The sequence below is a fragment of the Arthrobacter rhizophilus genome, assembly GCF_026241105.1.
GTDB lineage: Bacteria > Actinomycetota > Actinomycetes > Actinomycetales > Micrococcaceae > Arthrobacter.
The window spans coordinates 1-22,954 of sequence record NZ_JAPFFT010000027.1 but is presented as its reverse complement, the minus strand read 5'-3'; the positions used below and the strand labels follow the sequence as shown (position 1 = coordinate 22,954).

20 protein-coding genes and 1 pseudogene are annotated in these 22,954 nt (G+C 63.9%); 19 read left to right on the top strand and 2 right to left on the bottom strand.

Annotation, left to right across the window (positions count from 1 at the left end):
* Positions 1-7: 7 nt before the first annotated feature.
* Positions 8-1,591, bottom strand: a complete 1,584-nt coding sequence (locus tag OOZ51_RS18310; RefSeq protein WP_265981197.1) for an acyl-CoA carboxylase subunit beta — start codon at positions 1,589-1,591, stop codon at positions 8-10.
* Between the two features lie 211 nt (positions 1,592-1,802).
* Here OOZ51_RS18310 and OOZ51_RS18305 point away from each other — a divergent pair, with 211 nt between their 5' ends.
* From OOZ51_RS18305 to OOZ51_RS18260, 10 genes are all read left to right on the top strand, one after another.
* Positions 1,803-2,702 (top strand): SDR family oxidoreductase, encoded by a 900-nt coding sequence (locus OOZ51_RS18305; protein ID WP_265981196.1) that lies wholly within the window; start codon positions 1,803-1,805, stop codon positions 2,700-2,702.
* Positions 2,703-2,749: 47 nt separating this feature from the next.
* Positions 2,750-3,658: a biotin--[acetyl-CoA-carboxylase] ligase gene (locus OOZ51_RS18300; protein ID WP_265981195.1), complete on the top strand. Its 909-nt coding sequence runs from the start codon at positions 2,750-2,752 to the stop codon at positions 3,656-3,658.
* A complete protein-coding gene (locus tag OOZ51_RS18295) occupies positions 3,651-4,265 on the top strand; it encodes a PH domain-containing protein (protein ID WP_265981194.1) in 615 nt (204 codons plus the stop codon). Before OOZ51_RS18300 ends, OOZ51_RS18295 begins: the two co-directional genes overlap by 8 nt.
* Positions 4,255-5,418 carry an adenylate/guanylate cyclase domain-containing protein gene (locus OOZ51_RS18290; protein WP_265981193.1) on the top strand — a complete coding sequence of 388 codons (1,164 nt, stop codon included), beginning with the start codon at positions 4,255-4,257 and terminating at the stop codon, positions 5,416-5,418. The genes OOZ51_RS18295 and OOZ51_RS18290 overlap by 11 nt, the downstream gene beginning before the upstream one ends.
* A gap of 103 nt (positions 5,419-5,521) precedes the next feature.
* Positions 5,522-6,280: a PP2C family protein-serine/threonine phosphatase gene (locus tag OOZ51_RS18285; protein ID WP_416346408.1), complete on the top strand. Its 759-nt coding sequence runs from the start codon at positions 5,522-5,524 to the stop codon at positions 6,278-6,280.
* Positions 6,281-6,422: 142 nt separating this feature from the next.
* A complete protein-coding gene (locus OOZ51_RS18280; RefSeq protein WP_265981192.1) occupies positions 6,423-7,049 on the top strand; it encodes a hypothetical protein in 627 nt (208 codons plus the stop codon).
* A 52-nt stretch (positions 7,050-7,101) separates the two neighbouring features.
* Positions 7,102-9,408, top strand: a complete 2,307-nt coding sequence (ligA, locus tag OOZ51_RS18275; protein ID WP_265981191.1) for an NAD-dependent DNA ligase LigA — start codon at positions 7,102-7,104, stop codon at positions 9,406-9,408.
* The gene (locus OOZ51_RS18270) at positions 9,405-10,232 is read left to right on the top strand and encodes an inositol monophosphatase family protein (RefSeq protein WP_265981190.1); all 828 of its coding nucleotides are present in this window, start codon (positions 9,405-9,407) and stop codon (positions 10,230-10,232) included. The genes ligA and OOZ51_RS18270 overlap by 4 nt, the downstream gene beginning before the upstream one ends.
* Positions 10,233-10,526: 294 nt before the next feature.
* Positions 10,527-11,039, top strand: a complete 513-nt coding sequence (locus OOZ51_RS18265; RefSeq protein WP_265981189.1) for a GNAT family N-acetyltransferase — start codon at positions 10,527-10,529, stop codon at positions 11,037-11,039.
* A 65-nt stretch (positions 11,040-11,104) separates the two neighbouring features.
* On the top strand, positions 11,105-11,485 hold the full coding sequence (locus tag OOZ51_RS18260) for a RidA family protein (protein WP_265981188.1): 381 nt from the start codon (positions 11,105-11,107) through the stop codon (positions 11,483-11,485).
* A 76-nt stretch (positions 11,486-11,561) separates the two neighbouring features.
* Here the strand turns inward: OOZ51_RS18260 and OOZ51_RS18255 are convergent.
* Positions 11,562-12,014: pseudogene (locus OOZ51_RS18255) on the bottom strand (helix-turn-helix domain-containing protein); the annotation flags it as partial.
* A gap of 136 nt (positions 12,015-12,150) precedes the next feature.
* Here OOZ51_RS18255 and gatC point away from each other — a divergent pair.
* From gatC to OOZ51_RS18210, 9 genes are all read left to right on the top strand, one after another.
* Entirely contained in the window at positions 12,151-12,447 is a 297-nt protein-coding gene (gene gatC / locus OOZ51_RS18250) for an Asp-tRNA(Asn)/Glu-tRNA(Gln) amidotransferase subunit GatC (RefSeq protein WP_184736130.1), read from the top strand.
* A gap of 4 nt (positions 12,448-12,451) precedes the next feature.
* Entirely contained in the window at positions 12,452-14,032 is a 1,581-nt protein-coding gene (gene gatA, locus OOZ51_RS18245; RefSeq protein ID WP_265981187.1) for an Asp-tRNA(Asn)/Glu-tRNA(Gln) amidotransferase subunit GatA, read from the top strand.
* A complete protein-coding gene (gene gatB / locus OOZ51_RS18240) occupies positions 14,032-15,540 on the top strand; it encodes an Asp-tRNA(Asn)/Glu-tRNA(Gln) amidotransferase subunit GatB (RefSeq protein ID WP_265981186.1) in 1,509 nt (502 codons plus the stop codon). Before gatA ends, gatB begins: the two co-directional genes overlap by 1 nt.
* Before the next feature lie 203 nt (positions 15,541-15,743).
* The gene (locus tag OOZ51_RS18235) at positions 15,744-16,343 is read left to right on the top strand and encodes a hypothetical protein (RefSeq protein WP_265981185.1); all 600 of its coding nucleotides are present in this window, start codon (positions 15,744-15,746) and stop codon (positions 16,341-16,343) included.
* Between the two features lie 336 nt (positions 16,344-16,679).
* Entirely contained in the window at positions 16,680-17,717 is a 1,038-nt protein-coding gene (locus OOZ51_RS18230; RefSeq protein ID WP_265981184.1) for an ABC transporter permease, read from the top strand.
* A 46-nt stretch (positions 17,718-17,763) separates the two neighbouring features.
* Positions 17,764-18,705, top strand: a complete 942-nt coding sequence (locus OOZ51_RS18225) for a carbohydrate ABC transporter permease (RefSeq protein ID WP_265981183.1) — start codon at positions 17,764-17,766, stop codon at positions 18,703-18,705.
* 116 nt (positions 18,706-18,821) lie between these two features.
* Positions 18,822-20,486, top strand: coding sequence for a type 2 periplasmic-binding domain-containing protein (locus OOZ51_RS18220; RefSeq protein ID WP_265981182.1), 1,665 nt, complete (start codon positions 18,822-18,824; stop codon positions 20,484-20,486).
* 71 nt (positions 20,487-20,557) lie between these two features.
* A complete protein-coding gene (locus OOZ51_RS18215; RefSeq protein ID WP_265981181.1) occupies positions 20,558-21,616 on the top strand; it encodes a LacI family DNA-binding transcriptional regulator in 1,059 nt (352 codons plus the stop codon).
* Between the two features lie 26 nt (positions 21,617-21,642).
* Positions 21,643-22,833 (top strand): Gfo/Idh/MocA family protein, encoded by a 1,191-nt coding sequence (locus OOZ51_RS18210; RefSeq protein ID WP_265981180.1) that lies wholly within the window; start codon positions 21,643-21,645, stop codon positions 22,831-22,833.
* Positions 22,834-22,954: the final 121 nt, after the last annotated feature.

Sequence of the window (22,954 nt, the reverse complement as noted above, 5' to 3'; positions counted from 1 at the left end):
TCGGCGCTCACAGGGGGATGTTTCCGTGCTTTTTGGTGGGCAGGCTGGCGCGCTTGTCGCGAAGTGCGCGGAGGCCCTTGATGATTTGCAGGCGGGTCTCCGATGGCACAATGACGGCGTCGACGTAACCCAGTTCGGCTGCCTGGTAGGGGTTGAGGAGTTCTTCCTCGTACTGGCGGATGATCTCGGCACGCTTGCCTTCGACGTCGCCGCCGGCTTCGGCGACGGCGGCAAGATCGCGGCGGTACAGGATGTTGACGGCACCTTGGGCGCCCATGACGCCGATCTGTGCCGTGGGCCAGGCCAAGTTGAGGTCGGCGCCGAGCTTCTTGGAACCCATCACGATGTACGCTCCGCCGTAGGCCTTGCGGGTGATGACCGTCAGCTTGGGCACGGTGGCTTCGGCGTAGGCGTAAAGCAGCTTGGCTCCGCGGCGGATGATGCCCTGGAATTCCTGGTCCTTGCCGGGCAGGAAGCCGGGGACGTCCACCAACGTGATGATGGGAACGTTGAAGGCATCGCAGTGGCGGACAAAGCGGGCGGCTTTTTCCGAGGCGGAGATGTCCAGCGTGCCGGCGAACTGCATGGGCTGGTTGGCGACGATGCCAACAGTGTGGCCTTCAACGCGGCCGTAGCCGATGATCACGTTGGGGGCGTAAAGCGACTGCATTTCGAGGAAGTGGGCGTCATCCACGATCTGCTCGATGACCTTGCGCATGTCGTAGGGCTGGTTGGCCGAGTCCGGGATGAGCGTGTCCAAGGCGAGGTCGTCGTCGTCGAGCTCTAGTTCTTGCTCGTGCTCCAGGACGGGCGCCTCGGAAAGGTTGTTGGACGGCAGGAAATCCAGGAGTTCGCGGACGAATTCGATCGCGTCGGCTTCGTCGTTGGCAAGGTACGTCGCGGTGCCGGTGGTGGCGTTGTGCTGGCGGGCGCCGCCGAGGGTTTCCATGTCAACGTCTTCGCCGGTGACGGTCTTGATGACGTCCGGGCCCGTGATGAACATGTGCGATGTCTTGTCCACCATCACCACGTAGTCGGTGAGGGCGGGGGAGTAGGCCGCACCGCCGGCGCACGGGCCCATGATGAGGGAAATCTGGGGGACGACGCCGGAGGAGTGGACGTTGTTCCGGAAGATGTCGGCGAACATGGCCAGCGAGGCTACGCCTTCCTGGATGCGCGCGCCGCCGCCGTCGTTGATGCCCACCATCGGGCAGCCATTGCGGAGGGCGAATTCCTGGACCTTGACGATCTTCTCACCGTTGACCTGGCTGAGGGAGCCGCCGTAGACGCTGAACTCCTGGCTGTAGATGGCGACCAGGCGGCCATCAACGGTGCCGTAGCCGGAGACGACGCCGTCACCCAATGGCTTCTTCTTCTCCATGCCGAAAGCTGTGGAGCGGTGTACGGCCAACGCATCGAACTCTACGAACGAGCCCTCGTCGAGGAGCATGTCGATGCGTTCCCGGGCTGTGTTCTTGCCGCGGGCATGCTGCTTCTCAATGGCTTCGGGGCCGGATGGTTGTTCTGCACGGGCCTGGCGGTCGCGGAAGTCGGCAATCTTTCCCGCTGTCGTTGTCAGATCGTGGCTCATCAAATGTCTCCGGCTCTGTAGCTGATTTGCGCTGGCACTGCTTCGTTAGGCATGCGCTCTTAAGTAGCATCCGTACAAAGTGCGGGCCCTGTTGGCTAGTCTAATGACGCAAAAGCCACAGACCGCTGTAGAAACCCTACAATTTTCCGACTTCAAGTCGAGCATCAAGCGATGTTACTCATGGGTAACATAGGTGGGCTACAGTGTCCTCATGACCTCAAGCAACGACGCTTCTGCAAACCGTGCCTTTCCCTACCAGGCACGTGGATCACTGAGGGGCCGCACCATCCTGATGTCCGGCGGCAGCCGAGGCATCGGCTTGGCAATCGCCACCCGCGCGGCCCGCGACGGCGCCAACATCGTTCTCATGGCCAAGACCGGAGAACCACACCCCAAGCTGGAGGGCACGGTCTTCACGGCTGCCGAGCAGCTGGAAGCAGCCGGTGGACAGGCGCTGCCGCTCGTCGGGGATGTCCGCAACGACGGCGACGTTGCCGCGGCGGTTGCCGCCGCCGTCGAGCGCTTCGGCGGGATCGACGTCGTGGTCAACAACGCTTCGGCGATTGACCTTTCCCGCACTGACGCGATTGACATGAAGCGCTACGACCTCATGCAGGACATCAACGTCCGCGGCACGTTCCTGTTGTCCAAGCTCGCATTGCCCGCCCTGCGGAAATCGACCAACGCCCACATCCTGACCCTTTCCCCGCCGCTGAACCTCGACCCGAAGTGGGCCGGCATGCACTTGGCGTACACCATGGCGAAGTACGGCATGAGCCTCACCACGCTGGGTCTCGCCGAAGAACTCAAGAACGACGGCGTGGCGGTCAACTCGCTGTGGCCCTGCACGCTGATTGACACCGCCGCCATCCGAAACATGCCTGGCGGGGAACAGATCGTGCAAGCCGCCCGAGGCTCGGAAATCATGGCCGACGCGGCCCACGCTGTCCTCACGGGGGCGCACCTGACCGCAGACTCGGCCGGTTCAACCAGCAAAACCGGAAACTTCTACACCGACGAACAGGTGCTGAGGGCCGCAGGGGTCACGGACTTCACGCCCTACAGCCTGGGTGCCCCGGAGGAGAAGCTCGTGGCTGACATCTTCCTCTGAGCGGACATCTTCTTCCGGGATCAGCTTGGCTGGATAGGATTCTGTCTATGGACGTCGAACAGCCTGCAAGCAGCGAACCACGTGACCCGCGCTTGGGCCTGGACCGCGATGCCCTGCTTCATCCTGACTTCCTCGCGGCGGCTGGTATTTCGCAACTGAAGATTGTCGAGACCACAGGCTCCACCAACGCCGATCTGCTGCGAGCCGTCACCACTGAACCCAAGGAGTGGGGCGACCTCGCAGTCCTCACCGCAGAGCATCAGACAGCGGGGCGGGGCAGGCTCGACCGCCACTGGGAGTCTCCGGCCCGCTCGGCGATTTCCGTTTCGATCGTCCTGCGTCCCGTCAATGCCCAAGGCCTGCCCGTCGCGACCCAGAGCTACTCCTGGCTCTCCCTGCTGGGGGCGCTCGCCTTGCGGGAGACGCTCCTGGAAACGGCTGGCCTTCCCGCTGAGATCAAATGGCCCAACGATGTCCTCGTCCGGGGCAAGAAGATCGCCGGCATCCTGGCCCAGATGGGGCCGATGGGGGACGGATCGGTTCCCGCTGTGATCCTGGGGACCGGCCTCAACGTGACGCTCGGCGAGGATGAATTGCCTGTCCCAACGGCCACGTCCCTCCTGCTCGAGGGCGCAACGACCACGGACCGCACCGTGATCCTCCAGAACTATTTGTCACGGTTCGCAGCGCTCTACCGCAGTTTCTGCAATGCCGACGGCGACCCCACCGCGGGATTGGCCGGCGGCTCGTCCCTGCACAAGCGAGTGGAAGCTGTCATGGTCACTTTGGGACGCGAAGTGAAAGCTCATCTGCCCGGCGACCACGAATTGGTGGGGCATGCGTCCAGGTTGGATGAGTATGGTTCCCTTTTGGTGGTGGACCATGGCGGCCGCGAGCACGTGGTGACCGCTGGCGACGTCGTCCACCTAAGGGCTACAGAAAGCGGTTATGCGTAGAGAGCTCCTGCGTGGGGAGCAAGTCATCGTGATCACGCGGCAGCAGCCAAGGATGCTCTTTGGTCCCGTCCTGGCATTCATACTCGTCCCGGCTGCGGCGGCGTTCGCGTGTGCCTGGATAGTCAAGGGTGGACCGGGCAAGGTGCTTCCCCTCATCACGAGTGACTGGACCCAATGGCTGCTGGGCGCGTGCCTGGCCATCGTGGCGATCGTGCTGCTTGGTTATAGCCTCCCCGCATTCATCCGCTGGCGTGGCATTCGGTACATCCTCACCAGCGGACGGATAGTTGCCCGTTTTGGAATGCTTCGCAGGGGCGACTGGCAGGTGCCCCTGGCCGCGGTGCGCAGCGTGGGGATCAAACAATCGCTGCTCCAACGGATATTGCGCTCCGGGAATATATCCTTGGATACCGGGCACCCCGGTGACGCCGTCCTCGCGGATGTCCCGGAGGTCGGCAAATTCAGGAGTTTCATCCTGGAAGCCATGGCCGAGCTTCCTGCGAGGGTCAGGTTCGGTGACGGAGCCGGCGATTTTGATGGGCCTGGCGCCTACCCGAATGAAGCGTTGCCCTGGGATGTGAGAGAAGGTGGAAGAGATGAGCGTTGACGAGCAGGAGCCTGAGTACATGGACCACGAGCCCGACGTCGTGCCCGAACCTTCCGTGGACCCCGCACCTACGGGGATCCTCCCCGTCGTGTCCCCGCCCACCGGTGCCCTGTCATCCGAGCGGCTGGCCATCAAGGCGCTTGAAAGCAGGCTCCTGGGCGGCGAACGCAAACTCCGGCGACGCGAAGTGGCTGCCGGCGCAGGTGTCTCCCTGCTGTCCGCCCGCAAACTGTGGCGCGCCCTGGGTTTCCCCAACTTCGGAGACCAGGACGTGGCGTTCACTGAGCGCGACCTCGGCGCCCTGTCCACCATTCTTGACCTTGTCCGTGCCGGAAAGCTTACCGAGGAAGCCGCAATTTCCGTGACCCGTGCCATCGGCCAGATGACTGACCGCATGGTGGTGTGGCAAGTCGAGGCACTGATCGAAGACATGGTGATGCAGCAAGGCATTCCCGACGCTGTTGCACGCAAACAGTTGGTCAATGAACTGCCCAACCTCGTGGATGCCATGGAGGAGATCCTCCTTTACTCGTGGCGCCGCCAGATGAACGCCGGCGTGCAGCGCTTGGCCGTCCGCGCCGAAGCCGGCTTGCAGGCCAGCGAGGCGGGCCGCGAGGGCGATGAAGACGATGCCCCGTTGCCGCTGGCGCGCGCCGTGGGCTTTGCCGACCTGGTCTCCTACACGAGCCTCTCCCGCCGTATGAACGAGAAGACCCTGGCCCAGTTGGTCCAGCGCTTCGAGAACAAGTGCGCGGAGATTATTTCCATCGGCGGCGGACGCCTCGTGAAGACGGTCGGCGACGAGGTCCTCTACATTGCCGAGACGCCCACCGCAGGCGCTGAAATCTCCTTGGCGCTCGCCCAAGCCTTCACCGAAGACGAAATCCTGCCGGAAGCCCGCGTGGCCATGGTCTGGGGACGCATCCTTTCCAGGCTCGGCGACATCTACGGCCCTACCGTCAACCTGGCAGCCCGCCTCACCGCGTTGGCGGAACCGGGCACGGTCTTGGTTGATGAGATGACGGCGGCCGCCCTGGGCCAGGACGAACGATTCGTCCTGGTTCCCCAGACCGCTGAAAACGTTCGCGGCTTCGGGGAAATCCTCCCCGTCCGGCTTGCACGCGGGCTTGGCAAAGGCCTGGTTCTCGACTGATCCTGCGGATACCGTCCTTGGAGTTAACTCTCGGATCGTGGCATAGTCGTCTCCGCCACCCTAGAGCCCACTTTGCTAGCCGTGCCTTCCACCGAGGACAAGAATGAATTCACAGTCCGCAGCGACCGCCCCTGAGCCAGGATTCACACTGAGCTATGGCTACGGGACGGACCGTGGACTCAGTCGGGAACTCAACGAAGATTCGCTCATTGCGGTTGATCCGGTCTTCGCGGTGGCTGACGGCATGGGCGGGCATGAGGCAGGCGAGATTGCCAGCGCATTGTGCGTGCGTACTCTTGGCAGCATGCCGCAATTGGCGGCGGGCGTCCGATCAGCGACGGCCGTCGCCCTGCAAGAATGTATCCTCGCCGCCGACTCCCAGATCCGGAATGCCACGGGTGGGCGGGCCGGAACCACGCTGTCCGGAGTCGTCGTCGCAGAGCAAATGGGCGTCCTTTATTGGCTAGTCATGAACATCGGCGACTCGCGGACGTATCGCCTGAGCCGAGGTGATTTCAGGCAGATCAGCGTGGACCATTCGGAAGTCCAGGAACTCGTCGACGCAGGCAGCATCACGCGTGAAGAGGCCACTGTGCATCCGCGCCGCCATGTGGTGACCCGGGCCCTCGGCACCGGCGGCGAAAACGAAGCGGACTTTTGGTTGCTGCCCGTCCAGGAAGGGGACCGGATACTGATCTGCTCGGACGGACTCACCGGGGAGCTAGGCGACGACCATATGTTCCGGATCCTGAGCACCGTGGAGAAGCCGCAGGAGGCGGTGGATGCCCTCATCCAGGAGGCGTTGCGCAGCGGCGGACGGGACAACGTCACCGCGATCGTGGTGGACGCCAGGATCACGTAGAACGACGCCGGAGGTGCAGGTAATCGCTCATGCGGGCAACGCTTTTGGGGGCGGAATTTGCGACACGCCCGGACTTTGTAGGAAGATTCCCGTCAATACCACCCCAACTCCGGGCGGCCTGCGCCGTCCTGCAGAGGTAAACATGACCCAACGCTCCTCCGCGCACTCTGGCGGCGCGACCCGTGCCGCTGTGCGACGCCCGTTTTCCGTTGTCCTCGCGGGCATTGCCATGGCTATGGTGATGTGCGCTTTCCCATTGCTTTCGGCCCACGCCGAGACCGCCGTGGCTCCCGGCCAGGGACAAGCTTCGCAGTCACCGACCGCGACTCCCGGCCCTGCACCGATACTCATTGAGCCCAAGCCCGCGCCTGCCAAGTCGGAAACGCCTGCCCCCGTTCAACCTGCGCCGGCGCCGCCCGCTCCGGTGGTACCCGCACCCGCCGAACCCGCACCCGCGCCGGCTCCCATGACGCAGGTGACCGTCGAACCGGAACCCGGCGTCGCGCCGACGGAGGCTCCAACGGCTGCCAGCCCGGCGACCACATCTGCAAGCCCGACGACGAGCAGCGCCTCGCCGTCGGCGTCGTCCAATTGGGATACTCCTATCCAGGAGGGACTCAAGGCCACCCAGGCAGCTGCGGTCAGTGGCGACAAGGGGCCGGGTTCGGACATGTTCGGCGTCATTGCCATCATGGGCGGCGTGGTTTTGGTGGCGGCAGGCGGCATAGCATTCGCTCTGTGGAGCCGGAACCGGTTCTCCACACATTGATTCCTGCTTGTGATCCCTGCTTCCCGTCCGGGGGCCCTATTTTGTCGAGGCTTTGCGGCAAGATAGGTACGTGAGCACAGCAGAGAGCGAAACCGCAGTTCCGGCCGAATCCGTGCGGGAAGAGTACGAAAACCTGGCAGATCTCGTCCGCAAGTACCGCTACGCGTATTACCAGGAAGACGCGCCGTCGGTCTCGGATGCCGAGTTCGACTCCCTGTACCGCCGCCTTGAGGAACTCGAGGCACTGCACCCCGAGCTCGTCTCAAACGATTCCCCCACGCAGGAAGTGGGCGGCGAAGTGTCGGCCGCGTTCGCCGCCGTCGAGCACCTCCAGAGGATGTACAGCCTGGAGGATGTCTTCTCGCTGGACGAGCTCGAAGCGTGGGTCCGCAAGGCCGAGGCGTCGGTCGAGAAGCTGGGCACAACGGCTTCCCGCATTGCGTGGCTGACCGAGCTGAAGATCGACGGCCTGGCAGTGAACCTGCTCTACCGCGACGGCAAACTGGTTCGTGCCGCCACCCGCGGAGACGGCACCGCCGGCGAGGACATCACCCACAACGTGCTGACCATCAAGGAGATCCCGCGCCAGCTCAGCGGCAGCGGATATCCCTCCGAGGTGGAAATCCGCGGTGAAGTCTTTATTCCGTCCAAGGCTTTCGCGGAGTTCAACGCGGCCCTGATCGAGGCCGGAAAGGCGCCGCTGGCCAACCCCCGCAATGCCGCGGCCGGTTCGTTGCGGCAGAAGGACCCCGCGGAAACAGCCAAGCGTCCGTTGCGGATGTTCGTCCACGGCATCGGCGCGCGCGAAGGCCTCGACTCCACCAGCCAGTCCGAAACGTACAAGCTGCTGGAGAAGTGGGGCCTGCCGGTCAGCCCGTACCTGAAGGTCCTGGACTCCCTCGAGGAGGTCTTGGACTTCATCAAGCACTTCGGTGAACATCGTCACGACCTCCTGCACGAGATCGACGGCATCGTGGTCAAGATCGACGACTTCGCCACGCAGCGTGCCCTCGGCTACACCTCCCGCGTGCCTCGCTGGGCCGTGGCCTACAAATATCCGCCGGAGGAAGTCCACACCAAGCTGCTGGACATCCAGGTCAACGTTGGCCGCACTGGCCGCGTGACGCCCTACGGGGTGATGGTACCGGTCAAGGTTGCCGGCTCCACAGTCGAGATGGCCACCCTGCACAACCAGGATGTGGTCAAGGCCAAGGGAGTCATGATCGGCGACATCGTGGTGCTTCGCAAGGCCGGCGATGTTATTCCTGAGATTGTCGGTCCGGTCCTTGCGCTGCGCGATCAGCAGGATCCTCCCGTGCGCGAGTTCGTGATGCCGACCGAATGCCCGTCCTGCCACACGCCCTTGGCTCCGTCCAAAGAAGGCGACGTGGACATCCGCTGCCCCAACGCCAAGTCGTGCCCGTCCCAGCTGCGCGAGCGTGTCTTCCACGTGGCGAGCCGCGGCGCCTTCGACATCGAGGCCTTGGGGTGGGAAGCAGCCATCGCGCTCACTCAGCCCGCGGAGCCGGAAACCCCGCCCCTCCTTAGCGAGGCGGCCTTGTTCAGCCTCAAGGCGGAGGACCTCGCCGAGGTACGCATCCACCGTGAGAAGCGCTCCAAGGGCGTGGGCACGGGAACCTTCGAATTGGTGCCGTATTTCTACTCCAAGGCCACCGCGAAGACCCCCTCAAAACCCACGGCCACTACGGACAAGCTGTTCAAGGAACTCGAGAAAGCCAAGACCCAACCCCTCTGGCGCGTCCTGGTTGCCCTGTCCATCCGGCACGTGGGTCCCACGGCTTCGCGGGCGCTGGCTACGGCCTTTGGGAGCATGGAAGCCATCCGGGCGGCGTCAGAAGAAGAGCTGGCCAACGTTGACGGTGTCGGCCCCACCATCGCCGCTGCACTCAAGGAATGGTTTGCCGTGGACTGGCACCAGGAAATCGTTGACAGCTGGGCAGCCGCCGGGGTTCGCATGGTTGACGAACGCGACGCCGGCATCCAGCGGAACCTGGAAGGCCTCACCATCGTCGTGACGGGATCGCTGCCCACTCTGAGCCGCGACGAAGCCAAGGAAGCCATCATCATCAGGGGCGGCAAGGCCGCCGGTTCGGTATCCAAGAACACAAGCTACGTGGTTGCCGGGGAGAACGCCGGCTCCAAGCTGGACAAGGCCGAACAGCTCGGCATCCGTGTACTGGACGAGGACGGCTTCAGGGCATTGCTCGACGGCGTGCTGGAACCTGCCGGCGGCGGGGAGACCGATGATGAAGACGCAGAAGATTCAGCCCTTGCCGCGATGGAAAATGCCGCCGTAGCCGAAATGGCGTCCGCGTCGGACACGGAAGCTTCCGAATGACAGCCGACGTTTTGGAGCTTCTCGCCGTAGCCCGCGCAGCAGCTGAGGCCGGTGCAAACGTTCTTGCCGGCCGGCCGGCCGGCGGCAACTCGGCGGGGAGTCTCGGCGTCGTCAACAAGGGGGACGCCGGCGACTGGGTGACCGCCTTCGACGTCGCAGCAGAGAACGCAGTGCGGGACGCCATAACCGCAGCCCGCCCGCGCGACGCCATCACGGGCGAAGAGCACGGCACCACCCGGCCCGAGCAGCCCAGTGGCTACCGATGGTCAATCGACCCCCTGGACGGCACCACCAACTTCATCCGGAACATCGTCTACTACGCCACGTCCGTGGCCGTCGCGGATGCCGACGGCGTTTGGCTGGCCGGGGTAGTCAACGCCCCGGCACTGGGACGCATTTACTCGGCCGCACGCGGCCACGGATCGTGGCTCGAGGAACGCGGCCAACGCACCCCGCTGAGCGGGCCGTTACTGGGACGGACCGGGCTGATTGTGGCCTCCGGGTTCAGCTACGATCCCGTCACGAGGGCTGAGCAGTTCGCCGGACTCGGGACCCTCATGGAAGGTTTCGCCGATCTCCGCCGGCTGGGCTCCGCCGCGCTGGATCTCTGCCTCGTGGCCGATGGAACCCACGACGCCTTCGGAGAACGCGGGCTCAACGAGCACGACTACGCAGCCGGCGCCCTGATTGCCGAGGAAGCCGGTTGCTGGGTCCGCCGCCCCCGGTTGACCAGCCCGCTGGACGGCGGACCCACGGACGCCGACCGCTTGGAAGCCTGGACTTGCGCGGGGACCTTGGAACTCTCGGGCAAGTTCCCGCTCTAGCCCCGAGTCCCGGCGAGCTTTCCCTCGACGCTCGCTGACTTATGTGGGGTATTCCCCGAACGCTCCTTCACTTTTGCTGGGTATTCCCCGAACGCTCCTTCACTTATGTGGGGTATTCCCCGAACGCTCCTTCACATGTATCTGAGAGAGCGTCGGGGGGGTTGGGGGTGCATATCTGCAGGAGCGTCGGGGGCAGGGCGCCGCAACCGAAATCGAAACCAGCGGGGTGATAGTTCCGTCACGGAAACGCCGCTTTGGCACCCGTGGCACCTCGGACGCGACTACCATGGATCAGTGCATTCGCAGATTACCGTCCGTCCCGCCCTGCCAGAAGACTACGACGCCGTAGCCCGCATCACGATGGCCTCCTACGTGACAGCCGGCTACTACGGCAGCCCGGACCACCCGTATCTGCAGAAGCTCCGCGATGTGGCAGGCCGTGCCCGGCACGCGGATGTTTTCGTCGCCGAGCGCGACGGCCACGTTATCGGCTCTGTCACCTCGGCAAAGGCAGGCGGCGACTTTTCGGACATCGGGTTCCCGGACGAACTCGAAATGCGCACTTTGGTGGTTGACCCCGAAGTGCAGCGCTCCGGAGCGGGACGGGCACTTGTCCAAGCAGTTGTTGATCAGGCACGGTCCATGGAAGGCATCAAAGCCGTTTCCCTCACCACGGGCGCCACGTGGGAAAGCGCCAACGCGCTCTACGCCAAAACCGGTTTCGAGCGCGAGCCCGAACGCGATTGGTTCGTGCCCGGGACCGACATAAAGCTGTTCGTTTACCGGCAAGATGTCCGCCGGCCATAAAGTTTCCTCGTAAACCCCGAACACTCCTGCAACCCGACGGGTGCGGAAACTGAGAAAGGCGCGGCATGCGCAAGACATTCGGCACGGGTTCGGTCTGGGAACAGACCCTTGGATACTCACGTGCGGTCCAGGTGGACAACACCCTCTTCATTTCGGCCACAGCCGCGTCCGGGCCTGATGGCATCGTGGGCGATGATTTCTACTCGCAGACCAAATACATCCTCGAAAAGCTGGGTGCGGTCCTGGCCGACGCTGGGTTCTCCTACGCGGACGTCGTACAGTCCAAGCTGTACCTGACGGACATCACCAAGTGGGAAGAAGCAGGCCGCGCGCACGGCGAGGTCTTCGGCGAGATCCGGCCCACACTCTCCCTGGTCCATGTCCTGCCGTTCCTCGACCCGGAGATGCTGGTCGAAATCGAACTGGTAGCCCAGAAGAGTGCCTAGCCATCCCAACTGACTCGCATTAGATGTCGTTTTGACGCCTCATAACGGCATCTAATGCGAGTCAGTTGGGTGGGGCCTACTTGGGTGAGGTTCGCGCGGGGACGCCGTAGCGGTGTTCCGGGCGGCCGGTGGTGCCGTAACGCAGCTGGATTTCGACGGCGCCGTCGTCGGCCAGCGCGGACAGGTACCGTTGCGCCGTGGCGCGTGAGACTCCCACCCGTTCCGCAACCTCTACCGCGGAGTATTGTTCCCCCGGCGACAAGGACTCCAGCACGGACGCTTCCGTCGCTGAGCGCGGCTTTCCCGACGGCGCCACGTCGCCGGCGATGAGTGCCCGCTTGGCCCGTTCGATGGTCTCCTGGTCCAGAGCATGCTGCTGGCCGAGGATCCGCCGGTATCGGGGATAGGAACGCAGTTGCTGCGACAGTGATTCGGCAGTGAAGGGTTTCAACAGATACGCCAGGGCCCCGCGGCGCAGGGCTGTCCTGATGGACACGGCGTCGGAAGCCGCGGTGAGCATCATGGCATCCAAACCAATCAGCAACGCGGGGTCACTTACGGCCTATTCCGGACCTCCGGATGGGCCATAAGTGACCCCGCGTTGTTCGTCGTCCAACCCACGTAGACTAGTCCGGAAAACCATTTGAACTTTGCAGGGGAGATCCATGGCTGCGATCAACCGTGACGACGTCGCGCATCTTGCGCGTCTGGCTCACATTGAAATGAGTGCCGAAGAGCTGGACAGGATGGCCGGCGAGCTTGCCGTCATCGTGGATTCGGTGAAGTCCGTCAGCGAAGCGGCCGGAGACGATGTCCCGGCTACGTCCCACCCGATTCCGTTGAACAATGTGTTCCGTGAGGACGTCGTGGGCCACACGTTTACCGCTGAGCAGGCGCTGTCCGGGGCTCCGGATTCCTTCGAGGGCCGCTTCAAGGTTCCGGCAATCCTGGATGAGGACTAAGCGAATGACTGAATTGAACAACACCGAACTCATCCGCCTGTCCGCAGCGCAACTGGCCGCCAAGTTGGCCGCGCGCGAGGTCACGTCCGTCGAGGTCACCCAGGCCTACCTGGACCGCATCGCCCTTGTAGACGGCGGGGCTGATGGCATCCATGCGTTTTTGCACGTCAACACCGAAGAAGCGCTCGCCGTCGCCGCCGAGGTTGACGCGATCCGCGCCGCCGGCGGTGCCGAGGCTGAAGCGCTGCACGAACTCGCCGGCGTACCCATTGCCGTCAAGGACCTCATCGTGACGATCGGCCAGCCCACCACGGCCGGCTCCAAGATCCTTGAGGGCTGGCACAGTCCCTACGACGCCACCGTCATCAAGAAGCTGCGCGCAGCGAAGATGCCCATTCTGGGTAAGACCAACCTGGACGAATTCGCCATGGGTTCCTCCACGGAACACTCCGCGTACGGCCCCACTCGCAACCCCTGGGACCTGGACCGCATTCCCGGTGGCTCGGGCGGTGGCTCCGCTGCCGCCGTCGCAGCTTTCGAAGCACCGTTGGCCCTTGGTACGGACACCGGCGGATCCATCCGCCAGCCAGGCGCCGTCACCGGCACGGTTGGCATGAAGCCCACCTACGGCGCTGTTTCCCGCTACGGCGCCATCGCAATGGCGTCGTCGCTGGACCAGATCGGCCCCGTTTCGCGGACGGTGCTGGACTCGGCCCTCCTGCAGGAAGTCATCGGCGGGCACGATCCCTTCGACTCGACCTCCCTGACGGATCCTTTCGACACCCTCGTTGCCGCAGCCAAGACGGGCAATGTCACGGGGATGAAGATCGGCATCATCAAGGAACTCCACGGCGAGGGCTACCAGGCCGGCGTCGAGACCCGTTTCAACGAGTCCCTTGAGCTGCTCAAAGGGGCCGGCGCGGAAATCGTCGAGGTTTCCTGCCCCAACTTCAAGTACGCGTTGGGTGCCTACTACCTGATCATGCCGTCCGAGGTCTCCAGCAACTTGGCCAAGTTCGACGGCGTGCGCTACGGTATGCGGGTCCTGCCCAAGGACGGTCCCATGACGATCGAACGCGTCATGGGTGCAACCCGGGCCGCCGGATTCGGCGATGAGGTCAAGCGCCGCATCATCTTGGGCACCTACGCCTTGAGCGCCGGCTACTACGACGCCTACTACGGCTCGGCCCAGAAGGTCCGTACGCTCATCCAGCGTGACTTCGACGCCGCGTTCGCCCAGGCCGACGTCCTGATTTCGCCTACGGCTCCCACTACGGCCTTCAAGCTGGGGGAGAAGCTGGACGATCCGCTCGCCATGTACCTCAACGACGTCGCTACCATCCCGGCGAACATGGCCGGTATCCCGGGCTTGTCCCTGCCGGGCGGCCTGGCTGACGAAGACGGGTTGCCGGTAGGCATCCAGCTGTTGGCTCCTGCCCGCGAGGATGCCCGCCTGTACCGCGTGGGTGCCGTCCTTGAATCCTTGCTCGAAGAGAAGTGGGGTGGCCCGCTGTTGGACCGTGCTCCGGCACTGCAGGCCCCCGTTCTCGGTTCCAGCTCCACCATCGCCGGAGGTTCCAACTGATGTCTACCGACGCCATCCTCAGCTTCGAAGAGGCCATGGAGAAGTACGATCCCGTCCTTGGCTTCGAGGTCCACGTGGAGCTCAACACCAAGACCAAGATGTTCTCCTCCGCGCCGAACGTCTTCGGCGACGAGCCGAACACCAACGTCAACGAGGTTGACCTTGGCATGCCCGGCGTCCTGCCCGTGCTGAACAAGACGGCAGTGGAATCGTCCATCAAGATCGGCCTTGCCCTGAACTGCAAGATCGCCGAGTACTGCCGCTTCGCCCGGAAGAACTACTTCTACCCGGACACCCCGAAGAACTTCCAGACGTCCCAGTACGACGAGCCCATCGCGTACGACGGCTACCTGGACATCGAGCTCTCGGACGGCACCGTGTTCCGCGTCGAGATCGAGCGTGCGCACATGGAGGAAGACGCCGGCAAGCTCACCCACATGGGCGGCGCGACGGGCCGCATCCAGGGTGCAGACTACTCGCTGGTGGACTACAACCGTTCCGGTGTTCCGCTGGTGGAAATCGTCACCAAGCCGATCGAGGGCGCAGGCAGCCGCGCACCCGAACTCGCCAAGGCCTACGTTGCCGCTGTCCGCGAGATCGTCAAGAACCTCGGAGTTTCCGACGCCAAGATGGAACGCGGCAACGTACGTTGCGACGCCAACGTCTCGCTGCGCCCGCACGGCCGCGAACGGTTCGGCATCCGTTCGGAGACGAAGAACGTGAACTCGCTGCGCGCCGTCGAGCACGCCGTCCGTTACGAAATCCAGCGCCACGCTGCCGTCCTGGACTCCGGCCAGCCGGTCATCCAGGAAACGCGCCACTGGCACGAGGACACGCGCACGACGACGTCGGGCCGCGCAAAGTCCGACGCCGACGACTACCGCTACTTCCCTGAGCCGGACCTCGTTCCAGTCCTCGCGTCCCGTGAATGGGTGGAGGAACTCCGCGCCACCCTGCCCGAGCCGCCCGCGGCCCGCCGCAAGCGGCTCCAGGCTGACTGGGGCTATTCGGACCTCGAGTTCCGCGACGTCGTGAACGCCGGCGTCATGGACTCCATCGAGGAAACCATCGCCGCCGGGGCCAGCGCCTCCGTGGCCCGCAAGTGGTGGATGGGCGAGATCGTCGGACGGGCCAAGACGGCCGACGTCGATCCCTCTGAGCTCGGTGTCACCTCCGAGACCATCGTGGAGCTCAACAAGCTCGTCGAGAGCGGCAAGATCAACAACAAGATGGCTTCTCAGGTGCTCGACGGCGTCCTCGCCGGCGAGGGCACCCCGGCCGAGATCGTCGAGAAGCGCGGCCTCGCCGTCGTATCCGACGACGGTCCCCTGCTGGAAGCGATCGACGCCGCACTGGCGGCCCAGCCCGACGTCGCAGAGAAGATCCGCGGCGGCAAGCTTCAGGCCATCGGTGCGATCGTCGGTGGGGTCATGAAGGCCACCCGCGGTCAGGCCGACGCCGCCCGCGTGCGCGAGCTGATCCTGGAGAGGCTCGGCGTCGAAGGCTAGTCCCCAGGCGGCGTGGGCCCTCGCGTCTCAACCCAACTAGGTCGCAGTTGTTGTCGTTATGCCCCGTCAAAACGACAACAACTGCGACCTAGTTGTGTCTGGATCCACAGCAGGCACACAGCTTAAAGGCACATTATGGAGTCATCAGTTCTTTGCTGTCCGCCCCTTACCGGTTCGGGGAGGAGCGGAGAAAGGATTCGGCCATGTCCACCATGACTCCGGTCTTTCGTAAGGCCCTCATCGCCGGCGGCGTCGCCGTCGTACTGAGCGGCGGTGGTGTGGCCGCAGTCTGGGCTGCCGGCCAGATCATCCCTTCGTACGTGCTGAGCGCGACGCCTACCAGCCCGGCTTCGCCCGGAACAACGTCGCCCGCCATCCCGTCGCCCGGCAATGCCCGGCCGTTCCCCGTGCTGCCGCGCAGCTTCGCAGGCCCGGAAATCCACGGTGAGTTCACGGTCAAGAACAAAGACGGGACGTTCACAACCATGGTGACGCAGCGCGGCGCCGTGCAGTCGGTCAGCGATTCGAACATTTCCGTGAAGAGCGATGACGGCTTCACGCAGAACTACGCGATCACATCGTCAACCAGCATCGTCAAGTTCCCTGCGGCAGGAACCGGTACGCAAGGCCGGAGGCCATCGCTTCAGACGATCAAGGCTACTGACCTGAAGGCGGGCGACACCGTTGCAGTCTCCGGTACGAAGAGCGGCACCATAGTGACCGCCAACCGCATCATTGCAGGTACCGCGCCGGCGATGCTTGATGGCGGCGGACGTCGGCTGGGCTACGGAGGCAGCGCCTAGGAATCGGCCGCCGCGAGCACTCCACCATGCGTGCGCGCCAAATCTGCAGCAACTTTTCCACGACGACGCCGGGAGCAGAGTCCCGCTGGGACGCTTTCTCTTGGTTCTGTCGCGCACGCGGCCGTGTCCGCAATTCTCGCGTCCGGTGACGAAATCTGATCTTCCGGTCAAGTTTCAATCATGATCTTGCAAAAGAGATGGGCGTCACTTATGGTTTGTTAAACGGTTAACGAGCGTGGTCGCCATCACATGGCCATCCAAAACGTTGCCCCGGTTCCCAGCGAATCCACCAGGCGCCACCAGACACCACGCGCCACCAAGACAAGAGGAGAACGCATGAACTCGACGACGGAAGAAGCCCCGGCGCTGCCGGAGGCAGACCGCGTCCCGGCCCATGCCGAAGGGAAGCGGCTGAGCATAGGCAGGCTGACGCGGAGTAAGCCTCCCGTTCCGACTGCGCAGTCTTTCAGGTCCCGCCTGCGCCGCGACAAGCAGATGCTCCTGATGATGGTTCCAGGCATCGCGTTCCTGCTGTTGTTCTTCTACGTTCCCATCCTGGGCAACGTGATCGCTTTCCAGGACTACCAGCCCTACCTCGGGATCGGCGACAGCCTCTGGGTAGGTTGGCAGAACTTCGTTGATCTGTTCGGCAACCCGGACTTCGTCCACGCCTTCTGGAACACCCTCTACTTGGCCGCCTGGCAATTGGTCTTCCTGTTCCCGGTGCCCCTGGTGTTGGCGTTGATCGTGGACTCGCTGGTGAGCGCCCGGGTGCGGAAGGTATTCCAGAGCATCGCCTACCTGCCGCACTTCCTTTCCTGGGTGCTGGTCATCGCCTTCTTCCAGCAGATGCTCGGCGGCGCGGGGTTTGTGAACAACACCTTGCGGCAGTTCGGCATGGAAGCCGTGCCATTCATGACCAACCCCGAGTCTTTCCCTGTCCTGGTGGTCGCGCAGATGATCTGGAAGGACGCCGGTTGGGCCATGATCATCTTCCTGGCCGCGCTCGCCAGCATCGATTCCTCGCTGTATGAGGCGGCAGCGGCCGACGGCGCAGGCCGTTGGCGTCGCATGTGGCACATCACGCTCCCCGGGCTCCGTCCTGTGATCGTCCTGCTGCTCATCCTCCGGATCGGCGACATCCTTTCGGTGGGCTTCGAGCAGTTCATCCTCCAGCGCGACGCAGTCGGGGCGGGAGCCGCGGAAGTCCTGGACACCTTCACGTATTACACCGGCGTCATCGGCGGCGGATGGAGTTCCGGCGCAGCCGCCGGACTGGCCAAAGGAGTGGTCAGCGCCCTGCTGATCTATGCCGCCAACAAGCTCGCCCACCGCTTCGGCGAAGACGGAATTTTTGCAAAGCGCGCGGGCTAGCCCGGGCTATTCCCCGCTGGTCCGGATTTCGCACGAGGAGAACACTATGGCAACCACACTGACCGCCACAAAGACCCTTGCCGCCCGCAAGGTCAAGGAACTGAGCTACAACCCCAAGCGGCCCGTCTGGAAAGAGCGGCCTTCGCCCCTCTACCAAACCATCAAGGCCCTGGTCCTGATTGTCTTCAGCGTCTCCATCCTGACGCCCATTCTGTTGGTCGTATCCACTTCCTTGGCGGACAACGATCAGCTCATGCGTGCGGGTGGATTCGTCCTGTGGCCTGAGCGGCCAACCCTGGACGCCTACGTCACCATCTTCAAGGGCCCCATGGTCATCCAGTCACTCGGGGTGTCCCTGTTTGTCACCGCTATTGGCACAGTCCTGGCGCTTTTCGTCACCATCACCATGGCCTACGCCACCAGCCGAACCGTGCTGTTTGGCCGGCCGGTGATGCTCGCGGTGCTGTTCACGCTGCTTTTTGCCCCCGGGCTCATCCCGTCGTTCCTGATGATCCGCCAGCTGAACCTCTTGGATTCCTTGTGGTCGCTGATCCTGCCCGGCATTTTCGGGGCCTTCAACTTCGTGGTCATGAGGTCCTTCTTCATGAACATCCCCGGTGAACTGATCGAGAGTGCGCGGATCGACGGCGCCACCGACTGGCAAATCCTGTGGCGCATCGTGATGCCGCTGTCCAAAGCCGTGATCGCCGTCGTCGGGCTGTTCTATGCGGTGGGTTTCTGGAACTCATTCTTCAACGCGCTGCTCTACATCAACGATCACAGCAAGTGGCCTATCCAGTTGCTCCTGCGCAACTTCGTCGTGCAGGGCAGCGGCGCCGCGGACCAGCTGGGAATCACCACAGCGCCGCCACCGCAATCAATCCAAATGGCCGTAGTGGTGGTGGCACTGGTCCCCATCCTCATGATCTACCCGTTCCTGCAGAAGCACTTCGCCAAGGGCGTCATTACCGGCGCGGTCAAGGGCTAGCGCTGCACGCCACGCGCCAGCCCGCTTAGCGCCAGGCCCCAGCCCGCCGAACACCACGCCTCCACGCGCCAAACATCACACTGCACCACCCACACCACCCCAGAAAGGGTTCTGCCATGACCAGTACCATCCCAGGCACTTCCGGCGTCAGCCGGCGCGGATTCCTCGGCCTCGCCGGGTTGACCGTCGCTACCGTAGGGCTCGCCGCTTGTGGCGGAGGAGCCGGCGGGGCCGGAAACGGGGGCGCCGCCGCCTCTGCTTCCGTCAAACTGCCGACGTACAAAGAGTTCACCGGCCTGACCCCGGACCTCCCCGGCAACGCCAAGGGCTTGCAGTCGGCCTACTTCAAGCTCCCCACACCGGTGCAATCCGTCACTTCGGCCCCGCTCAAGGGCAAGGTCACCGGCTTGACGGAGACCTTCGACACGATGAGCCCGGGCATGAAGGACAACGCCTTCTGGCAACGCCTCAATGCCAAGCTCGGCGGAGACCTGGAGCTGCAGATTGCCGAGGACATCGGTGACGGCTACCCCGCCAAGTTCGCCACCGTCCTGGCCAGCAACGATCTCCCGGACATGATGTGGGTTCCGCCGAACCAGGGCATCCCCAATGTCGGTCCCATGCTCGAAGCCAAGTTCCAGGACCTCACCAAGTACCTGTCCGGCGACGCGGTGCTTGAGTACCCCAACCTTGCGGCGCTCAAGCCTGACTCCTGGAAGACCGCCGTCGTGAACGGCAAGATCTGGGGTGCTCCGATCCCGAGCACTCCCTTCGGCCAGGTCTACCTCGGCAACCACGCAACGTGGGACAAAGTGGGCGGATTCAACGCGAGCAATGCCGAGGATTTCCTGGCGAAGGCCAAGGAAATCACGCGTCCGGGGGAGCAGCGTTACGCCCTTGAACCCGCGTACATCAATGCCCTGCACATGGTCACCGAGTGGTTCGGCGCCCCGAACGGTTGGGCCGTGGGCAAGGACCGGACCCTGAAACACCTGTATGAAACGGATGCCTACGCGGCAGGCGTCGAGTTCACTGCGAAGATGTTTGCCGCCGGAGTCTTCTACCCGGACACGAAAGCCACGGACATCCGCAATCGCGTGGTCAACGGCACAGTTGGCGCGCAGGTCATCGTCGGTCCGCACGGCATGCGCCAGTACCGGGCCCTGAGCGAAACGGCGAAGTTCGACATGCTGGTGCCGTTCAGTGCGGACGGAAAAGCCAAGCCGACATACGACATGGGCTACGGCACAGTCGGATTCACGCCATTCAAGAAGGCAGACGAAAGCAAGATCCGCGAACTGCTGTCCCTGATCAACTACTTGTCCGCCCCGTTCGGCACGGTCGAGTACATGCAGAAGAACTACGGCGAGCTCGGCAAGGACTACACCCTGGACCAGAAGGGCAGCCCGCAGATGACCGAGTCCGGAAATACGAACATCCCCGGACTCGCCTCGGCCTTGAACATCATGTCGAGCCCCGAGAACGTCATCTTCAATCCGGGCTTCGACGAGGACACCAAGTACATCATCCAGCAGGAACAGAAACTCCTGGACCTGGCGTGGCGCAATCCGACCAACGGCACTTACTCGGACACCAACTCCAAGGTCGGGGCGAAAATCCAGGCGCCATTCCGGGACAAGGTGGTGGACATCATCACCGGACGCGCCAAGATGGACGAATTGAAGGACGCGCTGAAGCGCTGGAAGTCCGACGGCGGCGACAAGATCCGTGACGAGTACCAGGCGGCGTTGCCGTCCGATGTCCCCGTCTTCGGCGCCTGACGGGGCCACACTTCTAGAACGATCGCCAGCGGTGGCGGCCCGCGGGCCGCCCCCCCCGCCGAAGGGGAGGCATGGTCAAGGCCCCCGGCGCCGGCGTGCGGCCCCCCAAACGCCAGGTTGGGGCAGAAGCAGGGGTATCCACGGCCACGGTGTCCTATGTGATGTCGGGACGCAGGGGCGAGGGGGGACCCGGCGTGTCCGATTCCACCGTGGAGAGGGTGAAGTCCGCCGCTGAACGGCTCGGCTACCACCCCAACCAGGCGGCCCGGGCCATCCGCACCGGACGGACTAACACGGTCATCCTCTCCCTGACAATGCTCTCCGATCCGTGGTCCTTGTCGGTGATCGAAGCAGTGCAGCGAGCCGCCGCCCCCCTGGGCATCACCCCCCTGATCCTCGGCGACGCAGATTGGGCCCGGGTCCTGCAAAGCCACGACGCCGACGCAGTGTTCGTGGACGCCGTGCGCGAACAAGACCGGGACGTCCTCGAGGAACTGGCCGGACGCGGCACCACCCTGGTGGTTTTCGACGAGGTCCTCGAGCCTGCCGGTTTCGACGTCATTCGATCCGTTGCCGGTCCCGGCTGCAAGCTTGCCGTGGAGCATCTCCTGAACGGCCACCGCGAGGTGGCGTGCCTGGTGCCCGCGGGTGCCGGGCGGCCCTTGGGCGGCCCGCGGTACCGCGCCTACACCTCGGCGCTGGAAGAGGCCGGTATCCCCCTGAACGAGGACTATGTGGGAATCTTCGACGGCACCACGCTCGGTGCCTATGCCGCTACCATGCGCCTGCTGAGCCTGAAGGACAGGCCCACCGCGGTTTATGCGGTGACGGACTTTGCCGCCGTCAGTGCCATCAACGCCGCACAGCGCCTTGGACTGACCGTCGGCCGGGACGTGGACATCATCGGTGTCGGCAACACCATTGAGGGCGAGCGGATGTCGCCTTCACTCAGCACAGTGGGTCCGGTGGACTTCTTCGACCGGATTGCGCGCCTCCTCCTGAAACGAGCCGTCGACGGCGGTGCTTCCCGTGGCGGGGCGGCGTCCGGTCCTGCGGTCATGGACTTCCCTTGGCACCTGTTCGTGCGGGAATCGGCACCGCATCGAACTTCCACAACACGACTTTTTTGAGAACCAACAGAAGGATTCACCCGCAAATGGAAACGGTTGACATGAAGATTGGCTTGGTGGGATTCGGCCTGCGCTCGGGGCTGTGGCGCCACGCGCACAATCCGGGCCAAGGCTCGGAAGTCACCATCGTGTGCGACACCAGCGAACGTGGCCGCGCGGATGCGGCCGAAAGGATCCCCACGGCCCGCGTTACGGCCGATCTCGGGGAGCTCCTGGACAGCGGCATCGACGCTGTCCTGGTCCTGACTCCGGACAACCAGCACGCCGCCGTCGCGGTCCGTACCCTCAAGGCAGGAATCCCGACTTTCTGCGAGAAGCCCCTTGATGTCACCATCGAGGCCGCGGACCGGATCCTCCGGGCCGCCCACGACACCGGCACCAGGCTCTACGTCGGCCACAACATGCGGCACATGCCCGTGGTGGTCCAAATGCGCGAGCTCATTGAGGAAGGCCGGATCGGCGAGGTCAAGGCCGTGTGGTGCCGACACTTCGTGGGCCACGGCGGAGACTACTACTTCAAGGACTGGCACTCCGAGCGCAAGAACGTCACTTCGCTTTTGCTGCAGAAGGGGGCGCATGACATCGACGTCATCCACTGGCTCGCCAAGGGGTACACCAGGCGCGTGTCGGCCGTCGGGGATTTGGCGGTCTATGGCTCGGTGTCCAGTCGCAGCGACAACAGCGGCAAGCGCATGGGTGACTGGTTTTCGATCGACAACTGGCCGCCCACCGAGCAGAAGGACCTCGCGGAGACAATCGATGTCGAGGATATTTCCATGATGAACATGGTCCTCGACAACGGTGTGTTGGCGTCCTACCAGCAGTGCCATTTCACGCCGGATTACTGGCGGAACTACACCGTGATCGGGACGAAGGGTAGGATCGAGAACTTCGGTGATGGTCCCGGCGAACTGATCAAGGTCTGGACCACACGGACGAAGGGTTTCGCGGAGCCGGATGACATGATCGTGATCCGGGACGGCGAAGGCGGCCACGGCGGCGCCGATCCACGCCTGATCGCCGAATTCCTCCGCTTCGCGGCAGAGGGCGGGCAGACCCAGACCAACCCGATTGCGGCCCGCCAAGCGGTCGCGGCCGGCGTCCTGGCCACAGAGTCGTTGCGCGGCGACGGTTCCGCACTCGAAATTCCGGCCCTGCCACAGGACCTCGTGGAGTATTTCGAAGCCGGCCAGCCTGCCTTGGTCCGGGAACCTTAGCGTCCGGGATCCCCAACTAACTCGCAGTTGTTGTCGTTAAACGGCGGCAAAGTCATATGGTCGTAGCAACGCTCTGATTGATGGAGCGTTTTATGGTCAGGTCATTTCCTCAGAGTGCCCG

What these genes read in the sequence shown, in the direction of transcription:
- OOZ51_RS18295 (WP_265981194.1), top strand. Translation starts at nt 3,651, where the DNA reads ATGCGTAGAGAGCTCCTGCGTGGGGAGCAAGTCATCGTGATCACGCGG.
- OOZ51_RS18220 (WP_265981182.1), top strand. Translation starts at nt 18,822, where the DNA reads ATGACCAGTACCATCCCAGGCACTTCCGGCGTCAGCCGGCGCGGATTC.
- OOZ51_RS18285 (WP_416346408.1), top strand. Translation starts at nt 5,522, where the DNA reads ATGAATTCACAGTCCGCAGCGACCGCCCCTGAGCCAGGATTCACACTG.
- OOZ51_RS18305 (WP_265981196.1), top strand. Translation starts at nt 1,803, where the DNA reads ATGACCTCAAGCAACGACGCTTCTGCAAACCGTGCCTTTCCCTACCAG.
- OOZ51_RS18270 (WP_265981190.1), top strand. Translation starts at nt 9,405, where the DNA reads ATGACAGCCGACGTTTTGGAGCTTCTCGCCGTAGCCCGCGCAGCAGCT.
- gatA (WP_265981187.1), top strand. Translation starts at nt 12,452, where the DNA reads ATGACTGAATTGAACAACACCGAACTCATCCGCCTGTCCGCAGCGCAA.
- OOZ51_RS18290 (WP_265981193.1), top strand. Translation starts at nt 4,255, where the DNA reads ATGAGCGTTGACGAGCAGGAGCCTGAGTACATGGACCACGAGCCCGAC.
- OOZ51_RS18225 (WP_265981183.1), top strand. Translation starts at nt 17,764, where the DNA reads ATGGCAACCACACTGACCGCCACAAAGACCCTTGCCGCCCGCAAGGTC.
- OOZ51_RS18310 (WP_265981197.1), bottom strand. Translation starts at nt 1,591, where the DNA reads ATGAGCCACGATCTGACAACGACAGCGGGAAAGATTGCCGACTTCCGC.
- gatC (WP_184736130.1), top strand. Translation starts at nt 12,151, where the DNA reads ATGGCTGCGATCAACCGTGACGACGTCGCGCATCTTGCGCGTCTGGCT.
- OOZ51_RS18300 (WP_265981195.1), top strand. Translation starts at nt 2,750, where the DNA reads ATGGACGTCGAACAGCCTGCAAGCAGCGAACCACGTGACCCGCGCTTG.
- OOZ51_RS18210 (WP_265981180.1), top strand. Translation starts at nt 21,643, where the DNA reads ATGGAAACGGTTGACATGAAGATTGGCTTGGTGGGATTCGGCCTGCGC.
- OOZ51_RS18230 (WP_265981184.1), top strand. Translation starts at nt 16,680, where the DNA reads ATGAACTCGACGACGGAAGAAGCCCCGGCGCTGCCGGAGGCAGACCGC.
- OOZ51_RS18280 (WP_265981192.1), top strand. Translation starts at nt 6,423, where the DNA reads ATGACCCAACGCTCCTCCGCGCACTCTGGCGGCGCGACCCGTGCCGCT.
- gatB (WP_265981186.1), top strand. Translation starts at nt 14,032, where the DNA reads ATGTCTACCGACGCCATCCTCAGCTTCGAAGAGGCCATGGAGAAGTAC.
- OOZ51_RS18260 (WP_265981188.1), top strand. Translation starts at nt 11,105, where the DNA reads ATGCGCAAGACATTCGGCACGGGTTCGGTCTGGGAACAGACCCTTGGA.
- OOZ51_RS18235 (WP_265981185.1), top strand. Translation starts at nt 15,744, where the DNA reads ATGTCCACCATGACTCCGGTCTTTCGTAAGGCCCTCATCGCCGGCGGC.
- OOZ51_RS18215 (WP_265981181.1), top strand. Translation starts at nt 20,558, where the DNA reads ATGGTCAAGGCCCCCGGCGCCGGCGTGCGGCCCCCCAAACGCCAGGTT.